The organism is Alistipes megaguti, assembly GCF_944320325.1.
Classification (GTDB): Bacteria; Bacteroidota; Bacteroidia; order Bacteroidales; family Rikenellaceae; genus Alistipes; species Alistipes megaguti.
In genome coordinates, this window is the sequence record NZ_CALUHA010000003.1 from 1 (window position 1) to 20,657 (window position 20,657).

At 56.4% G+C, this 20,657-nt stretch carries 18 protein-coding genes and 1 riboswitch; of the genes, 11 read left to right on the top strand and 7 right to left on the bottom strand.

Features of this window, described 5'->3' with window-relative positions:
- Positions 1-164 precede the first annotated feature (164 nt).
- The 3 genes from pncB to PUQ42_RS01300 all read right to left on the bottom strand — a co-directional run bounded on the left by pncB (position 165) and on the right by PUQ42_RS01300 (position 3,358).
- Positions 165-1,370: a nicotinate phosphoribosyltransferase gene (gene pncB, locus PUQ42_RS01290; RefSeq protein WP_273370251.1), complete on the bottom strand. Its 1,206-nt coding sequence runs from the start codon at positions 1,368-1,370 to the stop codon at positions 165-167.
- A gap of 174 nt (positions 1,371-1,544) precedes the next feature.
- Entirely contained in the window at positions 1,545-2,444 is a 900-nt protein-coding gene (locus tag PUQ42_RS01295; protein WP_122121410.1) for a helix-turn-helix domain-containing protein, read from the bottom strand.
- Between the two features lie 5 nt (positions 2,445-2,449).
- Positions 2,450-3,358: a helix-turn-helix domain-containing protein gene (locus PUQ42_RS01300; RefSeq protein WP_273370392.1), complete on the bottom strand. Its 909-nt coding sequence runs from the start codon at positions 3,356-3,358 to the stop codon at positions 2,450-2,452.
- Between the two features lie 392 nt (positions 3,359-3,750).
- Between PUQ42_RS01300 and PUQ42_RS01305 the strand changes: the two genes are divergently transcribed.
- From PUQ42_RS01305 to PUQ42_RS01315, 3 genes are all read left to right on the top strand, one after another.
- Complete coding sequence (locus PUQ42_RS01305; protein ID WP_273370252.1) at positions 3,751-5,169, top strand: MATE family efflux transporter; 1,419 nt, start codon at positions 3,751-3,753, stop codon at positions 5,167-5,169.
- A gap of 115 nt (positions 5,170-5,284) precedes the next feature.
- Positions 5,285-6,169, top strand: coding sequence for a DUF3737 family protein (locus tag PUQ42_RS01310; protein WP_273370255.1), 885 nt, complete (start codon positions 5,285-5,287; stop codon positions 6,167-6,169).
- Entirely contained in the window at positions 6,166-7,341 is a 1,176-nt protein-coding gene (locus PUQ42_RS01315; protein ID WP_273370258.1) for a MalY/PatB family protein, read from the top strand. Before PUQ42_RS01310 ends, PUQ42_RS01315 begins: the two co-directional genes overlap by 4 nt.
- A gap of 401 nt (positions 7,342-7,742) precedes the next feature.
- On the opposite strand, the gene PUQ42_RS01320 is transcribed toward PUQ42_RS01315, so the two are convergent.
- A complete protein-coding gene (locus PUQ42_RS01320) occupies positions 7,743-8,630 on the bottom strand; it encodes a Fic family protein (RefSeq protein WP_273370260.1) in 888 nt (295 codons plus the stop codon).
- A 225-nt stretch (positions 8,631-8,855) separates the two neighbouring features.
- Between PUQ42_RS01320 and PUQ42_RS01325 the strand changes: the two genes are divergently transcribed.
- From PUQ42_RS01325 to PUQ42_RS01335, 3 genes are all read left to right on the top strand, one after another.
- Positions 8,856-9,152, top strand: coding sequence for a helix-turn-helix domain-containing protein (locus tag PUQ42_RS01325; protein ID WP_273370263.1), 297 nt, complete (start codon positions 8,856-8,858; stop codon positions 9,150-9,152).
- 11 nt (positions 9,153-9,163) lie between these two features.
- Entirely contained in the window at positions 9,164-9,526 is a 363-nt protein-coding gene (locus PUQ42_RS01330; RefSeq protein ID WP_273370265.1) for a hypothetical protein, read from the top strand.
- A 223-nt stretch (positions 9,527-9,749) separates the two neighbouring features.
- Positions 9,750-9,971 (top strand): hypothetical protein, encoded by a 222-nt coding sequence (locus PUQ42_RS01335; RefSeq protein ID WP_273370266.1) that lies wholly within the window; start codon positions 9,750-9,752, stop codon positions 9,969-9,971.
- A gap of 493 nt (positions 9,972-10,464) precedes the next feature.
- Here the strand turns inward: PUQ42_RS01335 and PUQ42_RS10295 are convergent, their stop codons facing one another.
- Together PUQ42_RS10295 and PUQ42_RS10300 are read right to left on the bottom strand one after the other, a co-directional pair.
- Positions 10,465-11,190, bottom strand: coding sequence for a DUF4143 domain-containing protein (locus PUQ42_RS10295; RefSeq protein WP_337956012.1), 726 nt, complete (start codon positions 11,188-11,190; stop codon positions 10,465-10,467).
- A 97-nt stretch (positions 11,191-11,287) separates the two neighbouring features.
- A complete protein-coding gene (locus tag PUQ42_RS10300) occupies positions 11,288-11,488 on the bottom strand; it encodes a hypothetical protein (protein WP_337956013.1) in 201 nt (66 codons plus the stop codon).
- A gap of 318 nt (positions 11,489-11,806) precedes the next feature.
- Positions 11,807-12,004: riboswitch (cobalamin riboswitch) on the top strand.
- A 38-nt stretch (positions 12,005-12,042) separates the two neighbouring features.
- On the opposite strand from PUQ42_RS10300, the gene PUQ42_RS01345 reads away from it, so the two are divergent.
- The 5 genes from PUQ42_RS01345 to PUQ42_RS01365 are packed head-to-tail and all read left to right on the top strand — an operon-like array spanning position 12,043 to position 19,062.
- Complete coding sequence (locus PUQ42_RS01345) at positions 12,043-14,049, top strand: TonB-dependent receptor (RefSeq protein WP_122121392.1); 2,007 nt, start codon at positions 12,043-12,045, stop codon at positions 14,047-14,049.
- A gap of 6 nt (positions 14,050-14,055) precedes the next feature.
- The gene (locus PUQ42_RS01350) at positions 14,056-15,210 is read left to right on the top strand and encodes a DUF5074 domain-containing protein (RefSeq protein ID WP_122121390.1); all 1,155 of its coding nucleotides are present in this window, start codon (positions 14,056-14,058) and stop codon (positions 15,208-15,210) included.
- 21 nt (positions 15,211-15,231) lie between these two features.
- On the top strand, positions 15,232-16,257 hold the full coding sequence (locus PUQ42_RS01355) for a PKD domain-containing protein (protein WP_273370268.1): 1,026 nt from the start codon (positions 15,232-15,234) through the stop codon (positions 16,255-16,257).
- Between the two features lie 24 nt (positions 16,258-16,281).
- Positions 16,282-17,757 (top strand): DUF5074 domain-containing protein, encoded by a 1,476-nt coding sequence (locus tag PUQ42_RS01360; RefSeq protein WP_273370269.1) that lies wholly within the window; start codon positions 16,282-16,284, stop codon positions 17,755-17,757.
- 21 nt (positions 17,758-17,778) lie between these two features.
- Positions 17,779-19,062, top strand: coding sequence for a DUF5074 domain-containing protein (locus PUQ42_RS01365; protein WP_273370270.1), 1,284 nt, complete (start codon positions 17,779-17,781; stop codon positions 19,060-19,062).
- A 109-nt stretch (positions 19,063-19,171) separates the two neighbouring features.
- Here PUQ42_RS01365 and PUQ42_RS01370 read toward each other — a convergent pair whose 3' ends face one another.
- Complete coding sequence (locus PUQ42_RS01370; RefSeq protein ID WP_273370272.1) at positions 19,172-20,500, bottom strand: phage integrase SAM-like domain-containing protein; 1,329 nt, start codon at positions 20,498-20,500, stop codon at positions 19,172-19,174.
- Positions 20,501-20,657: the final 157 nt, after the last annotated feature.

A 20,657-nucleotide genomic window follows, 5' to 3' on the forward strand; every position in this document is an offset into this window, starting at 1 on the left:
CGATTTATAATAACTTGATTATTATCAGTATATTGCAGTTTTATGAGATTTCTTGATTGTGTAAGTTAAAGTCCCGTACGGACCGGAAGAGCGGGGGCGGAATCGTCCACTCCGTTGCGGGTGACGGTTCCGCCCCTGTCGTTTCTGCCTGCGGGGTGTGCCGCTCAGGCCTTCCAGTTCAGCGCCGCCTGGAAACGGGCTATGACCTCGGGTTTTCCCGTGTGCTTGCCGTCGTCCTCGCTCAGCTTGCAGGTGTCGTTGTAGAAGGGCCACGCCTCGGTGATCTTGGCGGCCGTGAGCTTGATGACGATGTTCAACGGCCGGATGCCTTCGAAATCGTTCGTGAAGTGCGTGCCGATGCCGAACGACGGCTGACACCACTCCCGGGCGTAACGCTGTATCTCGATGGCGCGGTCCGTGTCGAGCGCATTGCTGAAGATGACCTGTTTGGTGCGCGGGTCGATCCCCAGCGAGCGGTATTTGTCGACGATTTTCTGCAGCTGCTCGCGGTTGTCGCCGCTGTCGATGCGCAGCCCCTTGAAGAGGTTGGCGAAATCCTCCGAGAAGTTGAGGCTGAAGATCTCCCACCCGAACGTATCATAGAGATAGGTGCCCAGCGCACCGCGGAAGGTCTGCCGCCAGGAGTTCATGGCAATGTGGTTGGCCATCTGGGGACCGTACATGCCGCCGATGGCCGAGACGAACTCGTGGGCCATTGTTCCGATGGGGGTCAGACCGTATTTCATGGCCAGGTAGACGTTGCTCGTCCCCACGAAGCGTCCCGTATGGCTGTCCGCGGCCGCCTCGTCCTTCAGCGCCCGCACGGCCGTATCCTCGGCCTCGAACGAGGCCCGGCGGCGCGTGCCGAAGTCGCTGAAGAGACATCCCGCCTCGAGCAGCCGCCGGGCCTTGAGGCGGCTGCGGCGGTAGAAGTCCCCGTAGTCGAGACGCCCGGTCTGCCCCGTCATCCGGTAGTAGAGCTCCGAGATGATGGCCAGCACCTTGACCTCGAGCAGAATCGTGTCGGCCCAGCTCCCCTCGAAATCCACCGTGAGGTGTCCCTCCTCGTCCTGGCTGGCGGTGACCCAGCGGCGGTTGAACCGATAGCCCTTCAGGTAGTTGTAGAACCAGTGGGGGATATAGGGGCAGCTCCGCTTCATGAAGGCGATCTCCTCGTCGGTGATGACCAGCGTTTCGAGCAGGGCGATCTGTTCGAGCAGCGCTTCGGCGAAGCCTGCGGGATAGCGCGTGCCGTCGCGGTCGGTGAACGAGTAGCGGACGCGTGCCCTGGGGAAGTTGTCGATGACGGCACAGCACATCGTGAACTTGTAGAGGTCGTCGTCCGTAAAGTGAGAAATGATTCGCTCCATGTTGGTTGTCGGGTTTGGTCTTGTTGCGTATGCAAAAATACATCAGAGAGTGGGATGTTTGCAAGCAAAAGCGTCCGAAATCGGCTTTTCGGAACAATTCGGTGTATCCCGAGACCCCGGCCGGCTCCGATCCCCTTCTTCCGGCCGCCCGACGTGCCGGCCTTGCCGCAATTCCTAATTTCTCGAGAAGCGGTATTCGTTGGGCGAAAAACCGGTCATCTTCTTGAACAACAGACTGAAATACTGTACGTTGGCGTATCCCAGATGATGCGCGACGGCGGCCGGGGAGTTTTCGGCCCTGAGCAGCAGGCTTTTGGCCGCATCGAGCCGCTTCAACTGGAAATATTCGTCGAGGCTCTTGCCGGTCTCGAATTTCAGCAGATCCTGGAGGTAGGGGACCGAAAGCCCCAGTTCCGAGGCACAGTATTGCGGGGAGATCCCCTCGGAGCCGCACCGAACGCCGGAAAGGAGGTATCGGTCGATCAGCGCCTCGAGTTGGTCGATCAGGGCCTTGTTCTTCGCTTCGCGCGTGATGAACTGTCGTTCGTAGAAGCGCGTGCAGTAGTCGAGCATCAGTTCGATGAGCCGCGAGAGGATGGTGGCGCTGTGGGTGTCGACGGCGTGCCGCAGCTCCTCGACGACGTGTTCCATGCAATCGGTGACGGTGGCGGCCTCCCGCTGCGAGAGGTGCAGGGCCTCCTGCTTGCGGTAGGAGAAGAAGGTGTAGTTGCGGATGTGATTCTTCAGGGTGGTGCGGTGGAGCAGGTCGGGAGCGAAGGCCAGCAGCCACCCCTTGTCGGGCAGCGCCCCGGCTTCGCTCATGCGGAAGATCTCGCCCGGTTGGAGGAAGACCATCGTGGCGCAGGTGTAGTCGTCCGACCGGCGGCCGCAGCCGCAGCAGCCGTCGTTGCACTTTTCGATGAAGAGGATGGCGTAGAATTCGAATTTCACGGCATCCTCTTGCAGGTCGGGGTGCTGCAGGTTGATCACGCTGATCTGCGGATGCAGCGTTTGGCAGTTGAAACTGCGGTTGCATTCGCATACGGTTTTGATATCCAGCGTCGAGGGCTTCATGGCGCTCAGTCGGTCTTTCGCATGCGGTACTCGTTGGGCGTGCATCCGACGCGCTTCTTGAAGAGCCGGCAGAGGTGTTGCGGATACTGGAAACCGATCGAGTAGGCGATCTGGCTCACGGTCTGCTGCGTGTTGTCGATGCGCTCCTTGGCCACCTCGATGATCTTCTCCTGGATGTACTCCTGGGGGGTGTGTCCGGTCTCCTTTTTGAGCATGTCGCCGAAGTAGTTGGCCGACAGGCAGAGCTTGTCGGCAAAGAATCGCACCGACGGAAGCCCTTCGCGTTCGGCCGTGTGGCCCTCGAAGTAGTCGTCCAGCAGCCGCTCGAAGCGGATCAGAATGTCGCTGTTGGCCTTCGTGCGCATGGTGAACTGCCGCTCGTAGAAGCGCGTGCAGTAGTTCAGCAGCAGTTCGATGTAGTTGACGAGCAGCCTGCGGCTGTAGCGGTCGACGTCGTGGCGCAGCTCCGTGCCGATGATCTTCAGGCAGTCGAGAATGACGTTGCGCTCCTCTTCGGAGAGGTGCAGCGCCTCGTTGGCCTCGTAGTCGAAGAACGAGTAGCGTTTGATGTTCTTTCCGAGTGCGGTGCCGGCCAGCAGGTCCGGATGGAAGAGGATGCCGTAGGCGTTGATCTGCGTTTTGGGGGATGTGGTGATGATTTCGGTCGACTGTCCCGGCGCAAAGCAGACGACGGTACCCTCCTGATAGTCGTAGGGCTGGCGGCCGTACCAGATGTCGCAGGCCTTCTCCAGTTTGAGGAACAGGGCGTAGATGCCGTAGTTCCAGCGGGTGTATTCGACGCGTCGGGTGGCCTTGTTCAGGTCGACGACGCTGACCAGCGGGTTGAGGGTTTCGAGCCCGTAGAGGCGGTTGTACTGATCGACCGTATCCAGATTGACGGTTCGGGAATCCATCGTTGTTTCCATCCTGCTTGTTGTTTACTGCTGCAAAGATACGCAGGAATGGCCGGATTCCGATAACCTTTCTTACGGAACATGCCGGCGGTTTATAACCCGCGTTACGGATTTGCCTTTTCCGGGGGCCGACTCTCCGGCGAGGCCGGCCGGCGGCCGGTTCTGTAATCGGGGTCATAAAGGGGCGATAAATCCGTAATCCGTCTACACCGGATCCGGCGAAAAATTGCGATCTTTGCCCCGCGCAAACGGACTCCTGCACGAGGAACCGGATCGGCGATGCAATAAAACGTCCGGCGAACCGTTTACCGAGGAGTGCCCGGAGGATGGCAGGGATCTGCCGGTTCCTGCCGGGGTGCCGCAATGATAAGGGATCGAAAATGGAACGAACGATGAGACTGGCCAAACGGACCAATGAACTGCTGATTCTGATTCGCACGGGGCGGGCCATGACCTTGAGGGAGCGCCTGCAGCTGACCGTGCGGCTCAGCATCCCGGCCATCATTGCGCAGCTGTCGTCCATCTTCATGCAGTATATCGACGCCTCGATGGTGGGGCATCTCGGGGCCGAGGCCTCGGCCTCGATCGGACTGGTCTCGACCACGACATGGTTGTTCTGGGGGTTGTGTGCGGCCGTCACGTCGGGATTTTCCGTGCAGGTGGCCCATCGGATCGGGGCCGGCGATCTGGCGGGGGCCCGTGCCGTGGTGCGGCAGTCGATGACCGCCACGCTGCTCTTCAGTCTGTTGCTGGCGGCCGTCGGTGCGGCCATCAGCGGGCCGCTGCCCGCGTGGCTGGGTGGCGACCCCTCGATCCGGCGGGATGCATCGCTCTATTTCTGCATCTTTTCGCTCTTCCTGCCGGCCCTGCAGATGAACTTTCTGGCGGGCGGCATGCTGCGTTGCAGCGGCAACATGCACATCCCGAGCATCATGGGGGTGGCGATGTGTGCGCTGGACGTCGTCTTCAACTTCTTCCTGATCTTCCCCACGCGCGAATGGGACCTGGCGGGGCTGACGCTGACCGTGCCGGGAGCCGGACTGGGCGTATGCGGCGCCGCATTGGGAACGGCGGCCGCCGAGGTGGTGGCTGCGGCTGCGCTGCTCCGCTATCTGTGGACCCGCTCCGAGACGCTGCGGCTGAGCGGCGAGCGGGGCAGTTTCCGCCCGCGGCCCGAAACGTTGAAGCGGGCCTTCCGCATCGGTTTCCCGATGTGCATGGAGCATGCGGTCATCTGTGGCGCGCAGATCATGACCACGGTCATCGTGGCGCCGCTGGGGGTCTTCTCCATTGCGGCCAACTCGTTTGCCGTGACGGCCGAGAGCCTCTGCTACATGCCCGGTTACGGCATTGCCGAGGCGGCTACCACGCTCGTCGGGCAGAGCATCGGGGCCGGACGGCTGAAACTCACGCGCAGCTTTGCCCGGATCACCGTTCTGACGGGCATGGGGATCATGGGGGTGATGGGTGTGCTGATGTATCTGTTCGCCCCGCAGATCATCGGTCTGATGACGCCCGTGGAGGAGATCCGCCAGCTGGGCGTCATGGCCCTGCGCATCGAGGCCTTTGCCGAACCGATGTTTGCGGCCTCGATCGTCGCCTACGGCGTCTTTGTCGGGGCGGCCGACACGATGGTGCCGTGTCTGATGAACTTCTTCAGCATCTGGGCCGTGCGGCTTTCGCTGGCGGCGTGGCTGGCCCCGACGCTGGGGCTGAAGGGCGTGTGGATCGCCATGTGTGTCGAGTTGTGTTTCCGGGGGGGTATCTTCCTGGTCCGGCTGGCGGGCAAACGGTGGCTCAAGCGGCGATAAGCGGCTTCAGTAATCGTGGTTATATTATCCGTAATTCGTCTACAGCGATTCGGCGCAATCTCCCGTAACTTTGCGGGAGCAAGGACGAAAAACCGACAAATTCAAATCAAGAGATATGGAAGTGATTAAAAATCGGGAGTTCGGGGGCGAGCGACCCCTGTTCGGTTCCCATGACCTGCGCTTGGAGCAGGTGATTGTCCGGGCCGGGGAGTCGGCCATCAAGGAGTGCCGCAACATCGAGGCGGTCGATTGCCGTTTCGAGGGCAACTACCCCTTCTGGCACGTGCACGGCTTCCGGATCGACCGTTGCTATTTCGACGTCGGAGGGCGTTCGGCGCTGTGGTATTCCGACCATCTGAAGATGACCGATACGGTGATCGACGCCCCGAAGATGTTCCGCGAAATGCAGGAGATCGACCTTGAGGACGTCACGATGAACGATGCCGACGAGGTCTTCTGGCGCTGCCGGGGCATCCGCGCCCGCAACCTGAAGCTGCATGAGGGGACCTATCCCTTCATGTTCAGCCGGGATATCTACGTCGACGGGCTGGAGAGCGACAGCCGGTATGTCTTCCAGTATGTGAAGGACGCCGAGATCCACCACGCGCGGATCACCACCAAGGATGCGTTCTGGGAGGTGGAGAACGTGACGATCTACGACTCGGAGCTCAACGGCGAGTACCTGGGCTGGCACTCGCGGAACCTGCGGCTGGTGAACTGCCACATCACGGGCGAGCAGCCGCTCTGCTATGCGGAGAATCTGGTGCTGGAGAACTGCACGTTCGGCGAGGATTGCGACCGGGCCTTCGAGTACACCACCCTGCAGGCCGATATCCGCGGCGCGATCACCAACATCAAGAACCCGACGTCGGGGCGGATCGTGGCCGACGCGATCGGTTCGGTGACGATCGACCGGAACATCCTGCCTCCGGCCGACTGTGAGATCCGCCTGCGCGACGGCGGTACGTATGAGATCACCGATAAAACCCTCCTTCGATGAAATACGATTTCGATACGCCGGTCTTGCGGCGCGGTACCGACTCCTATAAATGGGACAGTGCCGACAGAGACGACGTGCTGCCCATGTGGGTGGCCGATATGGATTTCCGGACGGCTCCGGCGATTGTCGAGGCGCTGCGGCGACGGGTCGAACACGGGATTTTCGGCTATACGCGGGTTCCGGAGAGTTATTACGAGGCCGTTACGGGGTGGTTCGCCCGGCGTCACGGCTGGACGTTCGACCGCCGGTGGATGATCTACACGTCGGGGGTGGTGCCGGCCCTCTCGGCGATCATCAAGGCCGCGACGCGTCCGGGCGACAAGGTGCTGGTGCAGACGCCGGTCTACAACTGCTTCTTCTCGTCGATCCGCAACAACGGCTGCGAGACGGTCACGTCGCCGCTGCGGCCCGTTGGCGATACCTATGAGATGGATTTCGGGGATCTGGAGCGCAGGGCGGCCGATCCGCAGGTGAAGGTGATGCTGTTGTGCAATCCGCACAATCCGGTCGGGCGGGTCTGGCGGCGCGACGAACTGCAGCGCCTGGGCGAGATCTGCATCCGTCACGGAGTGCTGGTCGTCGCCGATGAGATCCATTGCGAACTGGTCTATGAGGGGCATCGCTATACGCCTTTTGCTTCGATGTCGGAGGAGTTCCTGCGCCACAGCGTGACGTGTGTCTCTCCGAGCAAGGGGTTCAATATCGCCGGGCTGCAGATTGCGAACATCGTCTGTGCGGATGACCGGCTGCGGGCACGAATCGACCGGGCCATCAACGACAACGAGGTTTGCGACGTCAATCCGTTCGGGGTCATTGCCACGCGTGCGGCCTACAACGAGGGTGGGGAGTGGCTCGACGAACTGGTCGGCTATCTCCATGCGAATTACCGGCACATGCGGGCTTTCTGCCGGGAGCAGCTGCCCGACTTCCCGATTGCGGAGCTCGAAGGGACCTATCTGGTCTGGATGGATTGCCGGGTGCTGGGACTTGCATCGGAGGAGCTCGAACGGTGGTTGGTCGACGAGGCCGGGCTGTGGCTGAATGCCGGAACGATGTACGGAGCCGAAGGGGAGGGTTTCATGCGCTGGAACATCGCCTGCCCGCGGACGCGACTCGACGAGGGTCTGAAGCGTTTCGCGGCGTTTGTCCGCTCGACCGGTCGTAGACGGTGAACCGGGGCAAAAGATATGAAAAAACGCTGCAAATCAAGTGATTTGCAGCGTTTTTTGTCTGGTCGATCCGCGGACCTGGCGGAGAGAACGATAACTGAACCCATATCGTAATTGCCAATATATCAATATGTTAAGATTGTAAAAATTTTTAGATACACCGAATAGGCCACAACCTTTTTTCGCTGTTTTCCCTTGTATTCACTTGGTTGTTACAAAGTTACTAAAATTCCCTGATTTTGCAACCGAATTGGAAACGAACCTGCGGATTTTTTTGCCGAATTTTGTAAGTAGTATACTGTGTGTAAATATAAATAAATCAAAGATTTAGTTCGGCAGATAGTCGTTTGTGTCCACCCGGATACCTCTGATTGTGTAATTTGCCTGGAGATTGTTCTGGCGGTTCAGTAGGGGATTCGGAAGTAGTCGAGCAACGCCTTGTAGTTGTCCTGCACCGTGAGGCAGGTGTCGCGCAGATATTCACGCACGGCGGGCCACTGTTGCAGACCACGGTAGTAGAACATCTTGAGGTCGTCGGTGATGATGAAGGGAACGATGCCGGCCGCCAGACACTCCTTGAACATCACAAGGCGTCCGACACGGCCGTTGCCGTCCTGAAACGGGTGGATGCATTCGAAACGCAGGTGCAGGTCGAGGATGTCGTCGAGCGTCTTGCTCCGCCGGGCGTTGTACTCTGCTAGGAGTCGCTTCATCTCGCGGTGTACCTCTTCGGGAGGTGTAGTCTCCATGCCGCCGACCTCGTTGGGCAGACGCTTGTATTCGCCCACGGCGAACCACTCCTTGCGGCTGTCCGACGTGCCGGACTTGAGTTGTGCATGCAGTTCCTTGATGAAAGCCTCGGTGAGCGGCTCCGTGGCCCGGTCGATGATCATGTCGATGCAGCAGAAGTGATTTGTGGTTTCGAGGATATCGTCCACGCGTAGCGTCTCGCCCTCGACACCCACCGTGTCGGTCTCGAAGATATGACGTGTTTGGTCGTGGGTCAGCCGACTGCCCTCGATGTGATTCGAGTTGTAGGTGAGGTCTATCTGCGTGCGGTGGTAGATGCCGCCCTTGAGACGCATCGTCTTCTGCTCACGCAGCACCTCCAACAACGGCATGATATGCCCGGCTCGCGGCTTGCGCTGAGGCAATGTAGCATCTGCCGGGATATTCCAGGTCTTGCCCGTCAAGAAGGCTCCCTCGATCTTTCCCGAGGCGCAGTAGTTGCGGGCCGTGCGTTCCGCGATGCCGTACTTTGCGGCGAATGCCGCGACTGAAATGTACTCCATAATCGAACGTCGTATCGGCAAGTGAAACGGTCGATTCCCGACCCAAATATAATGATTTTTGCCGATGCCGGCAAATTATGGGAATTTTGTTCTGCTCTCTGATGGATTGCCGGGAACAAGAAATCTCCGGGTTTCGGATCTGGGAAAACATATAATTGATTCAAACACTGATAAACGAGTTTCGGGGTTGTCCCATTTTTGCCGTGGAAACCAAACCCGACATAGATGGAAAATCAACACACGGATGACCTGTCCCGCATTCTGCGGACGGTCGAAGAGATCCTCGAGATCGTACACTTCATGGAGGATCACCGGAGCCAGCTCGAAGGCGATCCGATCCTCGATTTTGCGGAGGTCTGCCAGTTGCTCCGCCAGAGCGAACGCCAGGTGCGCCGCTTCCGCGAACAGGGGCTGCTCGTCGGCTTCAACATCGGAGCCCGGCGCATGTGCCTGCTCTCCGAGGTGCAGGAGTTCATCCGCAAGATACGCCGCCGCGGGAAACTCGAATTGTTGAATCAATAAATCTGTTACTCATGGAAACCAAACAAAATCCCCGCATCTATCGGCTTGTCTCCTCCGAACAGCTCGAACGTCTCATCAAGACGAACTTTCTTTTGAGCAAAAGTTTGCTGCTTTTTGAATACCTGTGCAGTCAAAGCGACGAGCCGTTATTCCTGACGGCCGATGCGGCCTGCGAAGTCCTCGATATTCGTCCCGAAACGCTGACCCATTACCGTCAAAAACGGCTGATTCGCCCCAAGATCTATCGGCGGCAATTCCTGTACAGCGCCTATGATCTGCTAATGCTCGTTTACCGGATCAACCAGCGCAATCTGCAGAATGCGCTGCGACGTACTCCCCGGATTGTAGTTGGACCGGATGAGCAAAAAGTTTGACAGTGGGGTATAAGGTTATTCCGCAAGTGCCGACCGCGGGCTAAGATAGCAGCGCGCCTGCACCTTGAAGCCCTTTTCGCACGATCTCCACCCGTTCGGGTCGTATCGTCCGAAAAGTGTCTCCGGTTGGTCCCGCCGCTGTGTATCTGCCCGTGGTCGGCACCTTCTTTCCTAAATGGGACCGGCCCATGAACCGTATGTCAAACTTCAAAATGGATTTGGTATGATTGACCTTCAGAAACACATCTGGGAAGGCTGGACCGTCGGAGATTTTGTCGAGCGCTTGGCTCCCGAGTTGGATCGTATTATGTCGGGACGCAGTTGGCATCGTCCCTTTACCACGAAGCAGCAGCTCGCCACGTGGTGCCGGGAGAATCAGCCCTATTACAAAAAGCACATTCCGGGCGTTGTTGCCTATTTTGCCCGGAGGTATCGTTTACGTTGAAGCAGCAGGAGATGATTTACTACCATCGCTTTTATGTTGAGAGTCTATATCCCGAGAACCGGCGGAGGATTCTCCGCTGGTTGTTCAGTACTTTTAGCGTCTACTTGTGTGAAGCGACGCCTGCGGGTTACAAGGGGCGCTTCTACACGCAGGACGTCCGCTTCCCGAAAGCAGCTTTCCGTGATCTGACATTCAATCTTCGAGGTGACCACTCGTTATGTCTGTGGGTCATCTCATATGACCTGCACACGCTCTATCTTGAGCGGAATATCTATATCTATGGCAAATGGCTTCCCAAAAATAAATCGTACAAAGGCAGGAGTAACTCTACAGATTTTTCAGATATGTGGCCATTGTTACTTTCAGACACATTTATTGGAATACTACCCATAGTGCGTAAAATAGATATGATATTATTATCTCTTACCTGAGCATATTCAGGAAATTCCGATAGCTTTCGCAGGAAAAAAACTCGTTGACTAAATTCTCCCGGCTAATCCTTCAGACAACCTGAAGGGATCACCTTGACCCCATCGTCGCGTGTATAGGCCATGTTTCCTCCGGTCAATACGATCATCAGGTCCGGAAGCCGCAGCGGCATTTGTCTTTCTTGTTTATTCTGCCGTTCGACAAGGCCTTTTAGTTCGGGCAGGTGTTTTGCACCTTCGTCTATCTCCCTGCTGCCGAGTTTACACTCGATAAGCGCATATCTGCCGTCATCCAGCTGCAAAACCGCATCGGCTTCCAGGCCATACCGATACTGGTAGTAGGACAAATTCCCGCCTAATGCCTGTGAATATATTCTCAGGTCCCGGATGCACATGCATTCGTATATGAATCCGAACGTCTTCAGGTCGACCTCCAGACTTCGGGGTGATGCGCCCATCGCCGCGATGGCTATCGACGGATCGACGAAGCATCGTTTTTCCCCGCTTCTGATGACTGTCGCTGACCGAATGGCGGGATACCATGCCTCTATATCTTCAATAACGAAAAACCGTTTCAGCGCACTCGTATAGTCATCGAAAGTTTTCATGGAGGAGCCTTCCATCTCAACCGAGACATCTGCCAGTATGCTTGTTTTTTTCGCCAGTGTGCAAAGGTTGAGGGCGTATGAACGCATGATGAGCCGCGTCAAAGCAGGATTGCGCCGGATCTTATCCTCTTTCGAAATATCCTCGTTACAGATAACGTCCAGATAATCCTTTGCGATCAGCAACTTGGCCCGATTACTCATTTCGTCCAACGATGCAGGCCATCCGCCGCGGCAGGCTGCAAAAATAAGCTCCTCAATGGAGAGTTCCGAACTGAACCGTCTATATCAACAGTTCTTTCAACGATATCTTACCGTTCGACTCTTCGGATTCGTAAAGGCTCATCGGATACATGGACATTTTCGATATCCTGCCGGTTCCTGTATGCATGATCTCCGTATCGTCTATTATAGTTGATTCAGTCAGGATAAACTGCCCTTTTAACCCTCTTTCGTCCACGGCATTACGGACCGCATCCCACAATACGGGGGCAACCTGCCATTCGTCGACCAGTCGCGGCGTCTCTCCCTTGAGCAGAAGCGAGGGCTTGGTACGTTGCAGTGGCCAAATAACCTTCTCGGGTATCCGGATCTTGTAACTTGATTACACTCCGGGCGAATTGCGCTTCTTCCGTGTGTCGGAGCCTATGATGGCGGAAGGTTACAAAGCTGAATACGGGATATGGATTGCGATGGATAAATATCTGTATTGAAATGAGATATCGGATATTTACGGGTTGTGATAATTGGGAACTTGCATAAAATTCGCGGTTGCAGAAATTTTGAATGCTGAAAAAAAATATTATCTTTGCAGCCGATTGGTTCCGGATATGGCTCTTTCCGAGTCATGGGATTAAAAGGGAACCGGGTGGGAATCCCGGACAGACCCGCTGCTGTGAAGCTCCTTCAATCATCCGAAAAATCTGTACCACTGGTTTTTTACCGGGAAGGTTTCGGATGAGGAGTCAGTCAGAAGACCTGCCAATGTTTTATGGATTTAACCGTACTCGTGGATCGGTCGGTTGGATATTTATATAAATGTTTGGCAGGTATTATAGATTCTTGTTATTCTTCCTGATTTTTGCGGGGGAAGGTATTCCGGGCGGCGTACATGCGCAAGGGCGTTTGGATAGCCTTCAACATGTACAGGAAGTCGTTGTGACGGGCCATGTTATCCGCAGGGAAGTGATTCCCGTGCAGGAGCTCTCGGGCGAACGCCTCCAGCGGCTCAATTCGCACAACGTAGCCGACGCGCTGCGTTACTTCTCGGGCATCCAGATCAAGGACTACGGAGGCGTCGGCGGTTTGAAAACGGTGAACATCCGCAGCATGGGCACCAACCACGTCGGGGTCTTCTACGACGGTATCGAACTGGGCAACGCTCAGAACGGCACGGTCGATTTGGGGCGCTTCTCGCTCGACAACATGGAGTCGGTGACGCTCTACAATGGGCAGAAAAGCGCCGTGTTCCAGCCCGCCAAGGACTTCGGCTCCTCGGGTTCCATCTACCTGCAATCGCGCACGCCGCGGTTCGAAGCGGGCAAAACCCACCGTCTGAAAGCTTCGTTCAAGACCGGTTCGTTCGGCGTCGTCAATCCGGCGTTGCTCTGGGAGCAGAAACTCGGCGGGCAGGTGAACGGCTCGCTCAGTGCGGAATACCTCCGTTCGTCGGGCCGTTACAGGTTCACCTACCGTATGCAGGAGGGTTACGACACGACCGCCGTGCGGCGCAACGGCGACGTGAACGCCGTTCGGGCGGAGGGTGGTCTCTACGGCCGGATGAACCGCGGCTACTGGCGGGCGAAAGTCTATTTCTACAACTCGGAACGCGGATACCCCGGTGCTGTCGTCCGCAACAAGTTTTCGCACGAAGACCGCCAGTGGGACACCAATTTCTTCGTGCAAGGAGCCTTCAAAAAGGATTTCACCTCATGGTACAGCCTGATGGCCAATGCCAAGTACGCTTACGACTACCTGCACTATCTGGCCGATCCGAACAAGGACGAGTCGCTGATGTACACGAACAACCGCTACTACCAGCAGGAGGCGTACCTCTCCGCCGCCAACCGCTTCACGATCTTCCCGTGGTGGGAGGCGAACCTCTCGGTCGACTATCAGTTCAACCTGCTGGACGCCGACCTGCGCGACTTCGTCTATCCCCGCCGTCACACGATGCTGGCGGCCGCGGCCACGGCGTTCCGCTTCGACCGCGTGGAGGTGCAGGCGAGCCTGCTCGGCACGCTGGTTCGCGACCGCACCCGAGGCGAGACGGCTCCCGACAAACGGAAACTCACTCCGGCGGTCATCATCTCGTGGCGGCCGTTCGGAGGGGCGGACCTGAACCTGCGCGCCTTCTATAAGCGCATATTCCGTATGCCGACGCTCAACGACCTTTACTACACGTTCGTGGGCAATGCGAACCTCGACCCCGAATTCACCACCCAGTACAATGCGGGCTTCACCTACCGGAAGGAGTTCTCCCGCACGTGGCTGCGTGCGCTGGAAATGCAGGCCGACGTCTACTACAACGAGGTGGAGAACAAGATCGTGGCCACGCCTACGTCGAACTTCTTCCGCTGGACGATGGTCAATCTGGGCAAGGTGGAGATCCGAGGCGTCGATGTTGCCGTGCAGACGGAGTGGACCGCGGGGCGCGCCCTCTCGATGGTCGGCCGGCTGAACTACACCTACCAGCAAGCGCAGGACTTTACCGATTCAGGAAGCGAATTCTACGGCGGACAGATTCCCTACATCCCGTGGCACAGCGGTTCGGCGGTGCTGAATGCCGCATGGCGCACGTGGGAGGCGAGTTACAGCTTTATCTACACGGGCGAACGCTATTCGTCGCAGGCCAATATCCCCTGCAACTATCAGCTGCCGTGGTACACGAGCGACCTCTCGGTGGCGAAAAACTGGCGGCTGTGGGGCGGCGACCTGAAAACGACGCTCGAAGTGAACAATCTGTTCGACCAGCAATACGAAGTGGTGGTCTGCTACCCGATGCCGGGCATCAACTTCAGGCTGATCGTGCAATATACCTTTTAAGTCATTATGAATCTGCGAAAACGATATCGCGTTATAACTGTCGCACTCTTCGTCCTGCTGCTCGCCGGATGCCGGAAGGAGCTGCCGATGATCCGCTCCGAGGCGGAATTCGTCGCGCTGCCGACGAATCCGGAGCGCATCGAGGGATTCTTCCTCGTCAACGAGGGCAACATGGGCAGCAACAAGTGCACCGTTGACCACTTCGACTTCCGCACGGGCGGCTATCTGCGCAACATCTATCCGGAGCGCAACCCCGACGTGGTGAAGGAGCTGGGCGATGTGGGCAACGACATTGCCATCCACGACGGCCGCCTGTACGTCGTGGTGAACTGCTCGAACATGGTCGAGGTGATGGACGTCTACACGGCCCGACACATCGGCAGTGTGGACATCCCCAACTGCCGCTACATCGTCTTCGACGGAGACAGGGCCTACGTCAGTTCCTATGCCGGACCGGTGCAGATCGACCCCAACGCCCGTCCGGGCAAGGTCGTGGAGATCGATACACGGACGCTGCGCATCACCCGCGAGACGGTCGTGGGATACCAACCCGAAGAGATGGTCGTCGTGAACGGGCGGCTCTACGTGGCCAATTCGGGCGGCTACCGGTTCCCGAACTACGACCGCAGGGTGTCGGTCGTCGACCTCGGCACGTTCGAGGTCGTGAATACGATCGACGTGGCCATCAACCTGCACCGTATGGAAAAAGACCGTTACGGCCGTATCTACGTCAGCTCGCGCGGCGACTACTACGGCACGGGATCGGACATCTTCGTGATCGATGCGGCGACGGAGCAGGTCGTCGGCAACCTGGGAATCCCGGCCAGCGAGATGTGCATGGACGACGACCTGCTCTACACGATCAGCACCGAGTGGAACTACACGACGGGAAAGAACGAGGTCTCGTATGCCGTATACGACACTGCCGCGGACGAGCGTCGGCCGGGCAACTTCATCACCGACGGCTCCGAAAAGAAGATCGCCCTGCCCTACGGACTGGCTGTGAACCCCGAAACGAAGGAGATATTCGTGTGCGATGCGACCGACTACGTGACGCCGGGTTACCTCTACTGTTTCTCTCCCGAAGGAAAACTGCAATGGAAAGTCCGTACGGGCGACATCCCGGCGCATATCGTTTTTTCGGAATACGAATTTTATTGATACCTGAATTTTATGGAGACAATGGAAAAAATGTTGTTGAAACGCATGTATCCGGCACTGCTCGGCTCGGCGTTGCTCTTCGGCGTAACGGCCTGTAACGACGATGAGGGTTCCGATACGCCCTCTCCCGACGGGGTTTCGCCGTATGTGACGAAAGTCCTCGACTATCGTCCTGCCGTGGGGCAATTCACCAATACGATGCCCGAGTACGAGGAGGGCGACACGCAGGAGGATATGAACCGGAAAGTACTCGAAGCCATCAGGGACAACCGTCGGACGATGATCTCTCTGGGTGGTTACGGCGGCTATGTCGTCGTGGGATTCGACCACACGATCGAAAACAAACCGGGGCTGTGCGACTTCCGTGTGCTGGGGAACGCATTCAATGCCGGCGGGCATACGGAGTACGGCAGCAGTGAGCCGGGGATCATCCAGGTGGCCTACGACGCCAACGGCAACGGTCGCCCCGATGACGACGAATGGTATGAAATCGCCGGCAGCGCCCATCCGGGCGGCAGGGAAGCGTGGTTCGACGAACTGCAAGCTGCGGGCAACGACATCCGGACCGTTACGGACTATCGGATCACCTATTACCGTCCGGAGACGGAAACTCCCGCCGATGCGGAGAAGTATATCCGTTGGACGGACAGCGAAAACGGCAGCGGCTATATTGCGAAAAACGGATACCATGCACAGCCGTACTTTCCGCAATGGGTCGAGGGGAATGAACTGACGTTCGAGGGAACCCGGCTGCCTCAGAACGGACTCGACCTCTCCGGCGAAGGAAATAACTTCGCACTCTACAAATTCGCTTACGGTTATGCCGACAACGAAACGAACACGGCCGATGCGTCGGCCATCGACATCGGATGGGCCGTGGATGCCGAAGGCAATCCGGTCGACCTTCCGGGTGCGGATTTCATCCGTATTTACACGGGCGTCAATCAGCAGAACGGCTGGCTCGGAGAAAACTCTACGGAAGTCATGGGGGTTGAGGATCTGCACCTGTTGGAGATAAGCATCGAAAGTTCCACTTTGAAAAAATGATATTTAATTTAAATTGGAAAAGAAATGAAACGGAAATTGTTACTTTGGGGATTGCTGCTGACCTCCGTGCTGTGTACCACGAGTTGCAGCGATGACAAGGAGGAGGTGATTCCGTCCCCTGAATTCGAACTGACGCCCCGGACCGATGCCGATACGCCGCTATTCGTCGTCCCCGGGCAGTCGTTGGAGTTGACCTACTCGGCGACCAACGTTTCGTCGGTTTCGGCGGGGACGCTTCCCGAGGGATGGACGGTTACGATCGACGAAAGCGATCGAAGCATCGACATTACGGCAACGGAAGATGCCCAGACAAAAGCGACGCTGACCCTTACGGCAACCGGAGGCGGGACGGAAACGGTCTCGGCGACGGTCGACCTCTATTGCCTCAATGCCTTCGACGATCCTAACGGCGCCTTCGTGCTCAACGAAGGCAATATGACGACCGAAAACGGCTCGCTGATCTGGATCTCGCCCGAGGGTTACGTTTTCGACGACGCTTACAAGACGGTGAACGGCTCCGAGTTGGGCAATGTCGCGCAGGACATGGCCTTCCACGACGGCAAAATCTATGTCATTTCCCAGAACGGCGATGAGAATGCGGTCGGCACGAAATTCGAAAACGACGGGATGCTGGTAGTCATGGATGCCAAGACGCTGAAAAAGGTCGCCTCGTTCGGCAAGAAGCAGCTTTCGACGCTGGACTGGCCCACGCATATCGCCGTGCTCGACGAGCAGCATATCTACCTTCGCGACAAGGTCGGTATTTACAGGCTCGATATTTCCGACAAGGAAAATCCGACGCTGACGAAGATCGAAGGCTCGGATGGTGCCCCACAAACTCCGTTTGCCGTATTGAACGGCAAAATCTACTCATATAAGGCCTCTATGCTAGGGACGTATCTGTGGGAAATCGGCCCGGAAAAGGACGGGATCACCAAAATCAAATTGCCCTATGTCCCGAAGTACGACCTGAGCAATGTCTACGGTATCCGGAGTTCCGACGACGGTAAACTCTGGCTCTTTTCGTTCGGATTGGGAAACCTGGCTATCGGGAAAGTCGATCCTGCCGATCCCAATGGAATTGAACAGCGTCGTGTCGGAGAAGCGAAACTCAAGGATATCGGGGCATCGGGCGTAGCATTCGCCACTCACGGAGACGATTTCTACTATGCCGAGGGTACGACGATCTACCATCTGGATTTCTCCGTGATTCAGGAAGACCCCGACGATCAGGGAGGTACGGTAACGGTCAAAAAGCCGAGTGCGGCGTGGTTTGCGGACATCACGGGATTTGGCGACGACGATGCCAAAAGGCTTTACAACGGTCTGGCTGTACATCCTGCGACAGGCAACCTCTATGTCAATACCATCAAGGGCGTGGGCCCGTTTTACACGACGAACCACATCTGGGTAGTCGATCCCTCCTCGGGCGAACCAGTGCAGACATATGAAGATTATACTAACTTCCCGGCCGGAACATTCTTTCCGGCCGACAAATAAATCCGTAAAATATTTTAGATGATGAAACGAATATTTTATTATCTGTTGCCCGCAATATCCTGCATGATGCTGTGGACAGCCTGTTCGGAAGATTCGGGTAAAGATGGCCCGGAAGGTTCCGGCGGAAATGGCGGAGGTAATGAACCGGGGGAAACACTCGGCGGATATGCCGATCCCGACGGCGTACTGATTTTGAATGGAGGTTCACGTCCTAACGAGAACGGATCGCTGACTTATATCGCTCCCGACGGAACGGTCGAGGAGGATGTTTACAAACGCGTGAACGGAACGGAACTCGGCAACGATGCTGCAGATCTTTATATGTGCGATGGCAAACTGTACATTCTTTGTGATGATCAGCTCCATTTTGATGACCTGCCTGTCGGAGACGGCGCACTGATCATTGCCGATGCCGTAACCTTGAAGAAGGAAAAAGTCTTCACATGCGACCAGCTTCAATTCCTTCGACCTCCCGAGACAAATGGAGAATCTGAATATATGCAGGTAATGTCGCTGAAAAATATTGTAGTGATGGATGAGGAAAACATCTATTTTTCAGATGAGCAAGGGCTGTTTCGCTTCAATAGTAAAACCGGGGAGAACGTCATTGTCAAGGGATCGTATGCTCTTGCCAATCAGGGAAGTCCGGTACACAACCTCGAAGCGATTGTTTCGACACGCGGTATGGCGGTTATCGGAGATAGGCTTTATTCGTGTGCGAGCGGTTTTTGGACATCGACGAAGCTTCTGGAGTTTGTCAAGGGAAAAGATGAGGTAAACCGTGAGCTGGAATTGCCGAAAGGCGATTTCATCAGTGGAATCTGCAAAAACGGGGATCATGAATTGATCGTAGGGACCTGCGGACGCTTGGGTGAGGGTTCAAATTTTCTGCACTTTATTGATCTCGACACTTGGACGATCACTCAGACGAAAGCTATCGGTTCCGAAATCTCAGCCGAGTTCAGGAACTCTCCGGGCATTACGTTATGCGGAGATCATATCTACCATGCTGCTGGTTCGACGACCGTCGGCCGCACCTCGATCAAAACATGGAAATCGGAGGCGGCATACATCGACACGACGGCCGACGAACCCACGGCACGGTATCTCAACTGCAATGTGGCGGCCGATCCGGAAAAACAGTATCTCTACGTTGCTGTATCGCAGGAGTATGCTGAGAATGTGGTCTCTCCGGGAAATATCCTGGTGTACGACATCAGCGGTGATGAGCCGAAACTCGTACAAAATATTGCCGGCAAGACGAGCTATCCCAACGGAATTTATCCGGTATCGCAGTTTTATTGATTGCCGGAGGTTGTTCGCTACAAACTCGATTGAAGAAGGAGCCTGTCAAAATAGCTGGATTTTAATGATCTCCCCCCCCCCTGCCAAGGCGTGGCAGGGGGTGAATCTTTCAGGAAAGAGTATTATGCTGACGACCGTGCCGGGTTCCCCAATAAATCGCTCGTTCCGCATTCTTTTTGATCTCCTGAGCCGGCTTGATTTTGCTGTTGTTGATCCATGCCAGCAATTCGTCCTCGTAGAAATAGGCTTTGCGTCCTTGACGACAGCTGGGGATTTCGCCTAAACGGGAAAGCGTATAGACGGTTTGCTTGGCTTTTCCCAGCATTTTGCTTACGGTGTAGATATCAGTTCCATTCGCCAACTGCAGGACTGCATAGGTGTGGCGCGCGCAATGCGTCGAGAGATTCTTGCGGATGCCGCAGATGTCGGCCAACTCCTTCAGGTAGGAGTTCATCTTCTGGTTGCTGCATACGGGGAGCAGCACGCCGTGCGTCTGGCAGTAGGGGTGGTCCCTGTAGCGGTCGATAATCTTTTGCGCCTCATCGAGCAGTGGAATGTTGCACATGTTCTTGGTCTTCTGCCGCGCCTTGCGAATCCAGATCTTGCCGTGGATGTCCGCCACCAGATGCTCGGGCTTGAGCTGTTGCACGTCCATAAAGGCCAGCCCCGTCAGACAACAGAAACAGAAGATGTCGCGAACCTGCGCCAGTCGCGTGATGGTGATCTCCTTGTTGAGCAACACCTTCAGCTCCTGTTTCTCGAGAAACTCGCGTTCGACCGGCTCGAAATGAAAGTGAACCTGGGCAAAGGGGTCCTTCTTCATCCAACCTTTGGCCAGCGCAATGCGGATAATCTTCTTGAAGTTCAGCAGGTACTTGGTGGTCGTGTTGTGGCAGCACCGCCGAACCGTCCTCAGGTAGAAATCATAGTCCTCGACAAACTGGTGCGTAATCTCATCCAGATAGCAGTCCTCCTTTTTGTAGGTCGTGCGCAGAAACGCCTCGGTCAGCCGCAGCGAAGTTTCGTAGCGGATCACCGTTCCCGGGGCGAGGCTGATTCCCGACAGTGCCCTGCACTTTTCGTTGTGGGCGCGGAAGACCTCCATCAGCGTGTGACGGTCCGACTGCTCCTTGCCCAGATAGCGGTTCAGAATGATTTGGGCGGATACCTCTTTCTTGTCGAGTTCGAGGTCTCTTTGAATCCGCAGAATGTTGGCGGAAATGGCGTCCAGGTATAGGTTCAAATCCTTTCCGCCGCGGCTTTTTTCGTTGGCTTTTCCTTTTGCCGAGTTCCAGGCGTGCGGCTCGATAAAGCGTTTGATCGAGGCGTCAGCGCGTTCTCCGTTGATTGTCAGACGCATAAACACGGGAGCTTCGCCTTTTTTGTTGGTCTTGTCCCGCCGAATGTAAAACAACAGTCCGAATGTTGTCCTTTCCATAAGTACACCGAATTAAGGGTTACAAAATTAGTTTCCCAAGTGTCTCACATCAAGAGGAAGACCACTGCAAACAAATGCAAACCAATCTGTTACGAGCAATTCGGTGTACTTTTTTGGCCCGGAAAAAAGTACACCGAATAGGCCACAGGTAACCCGC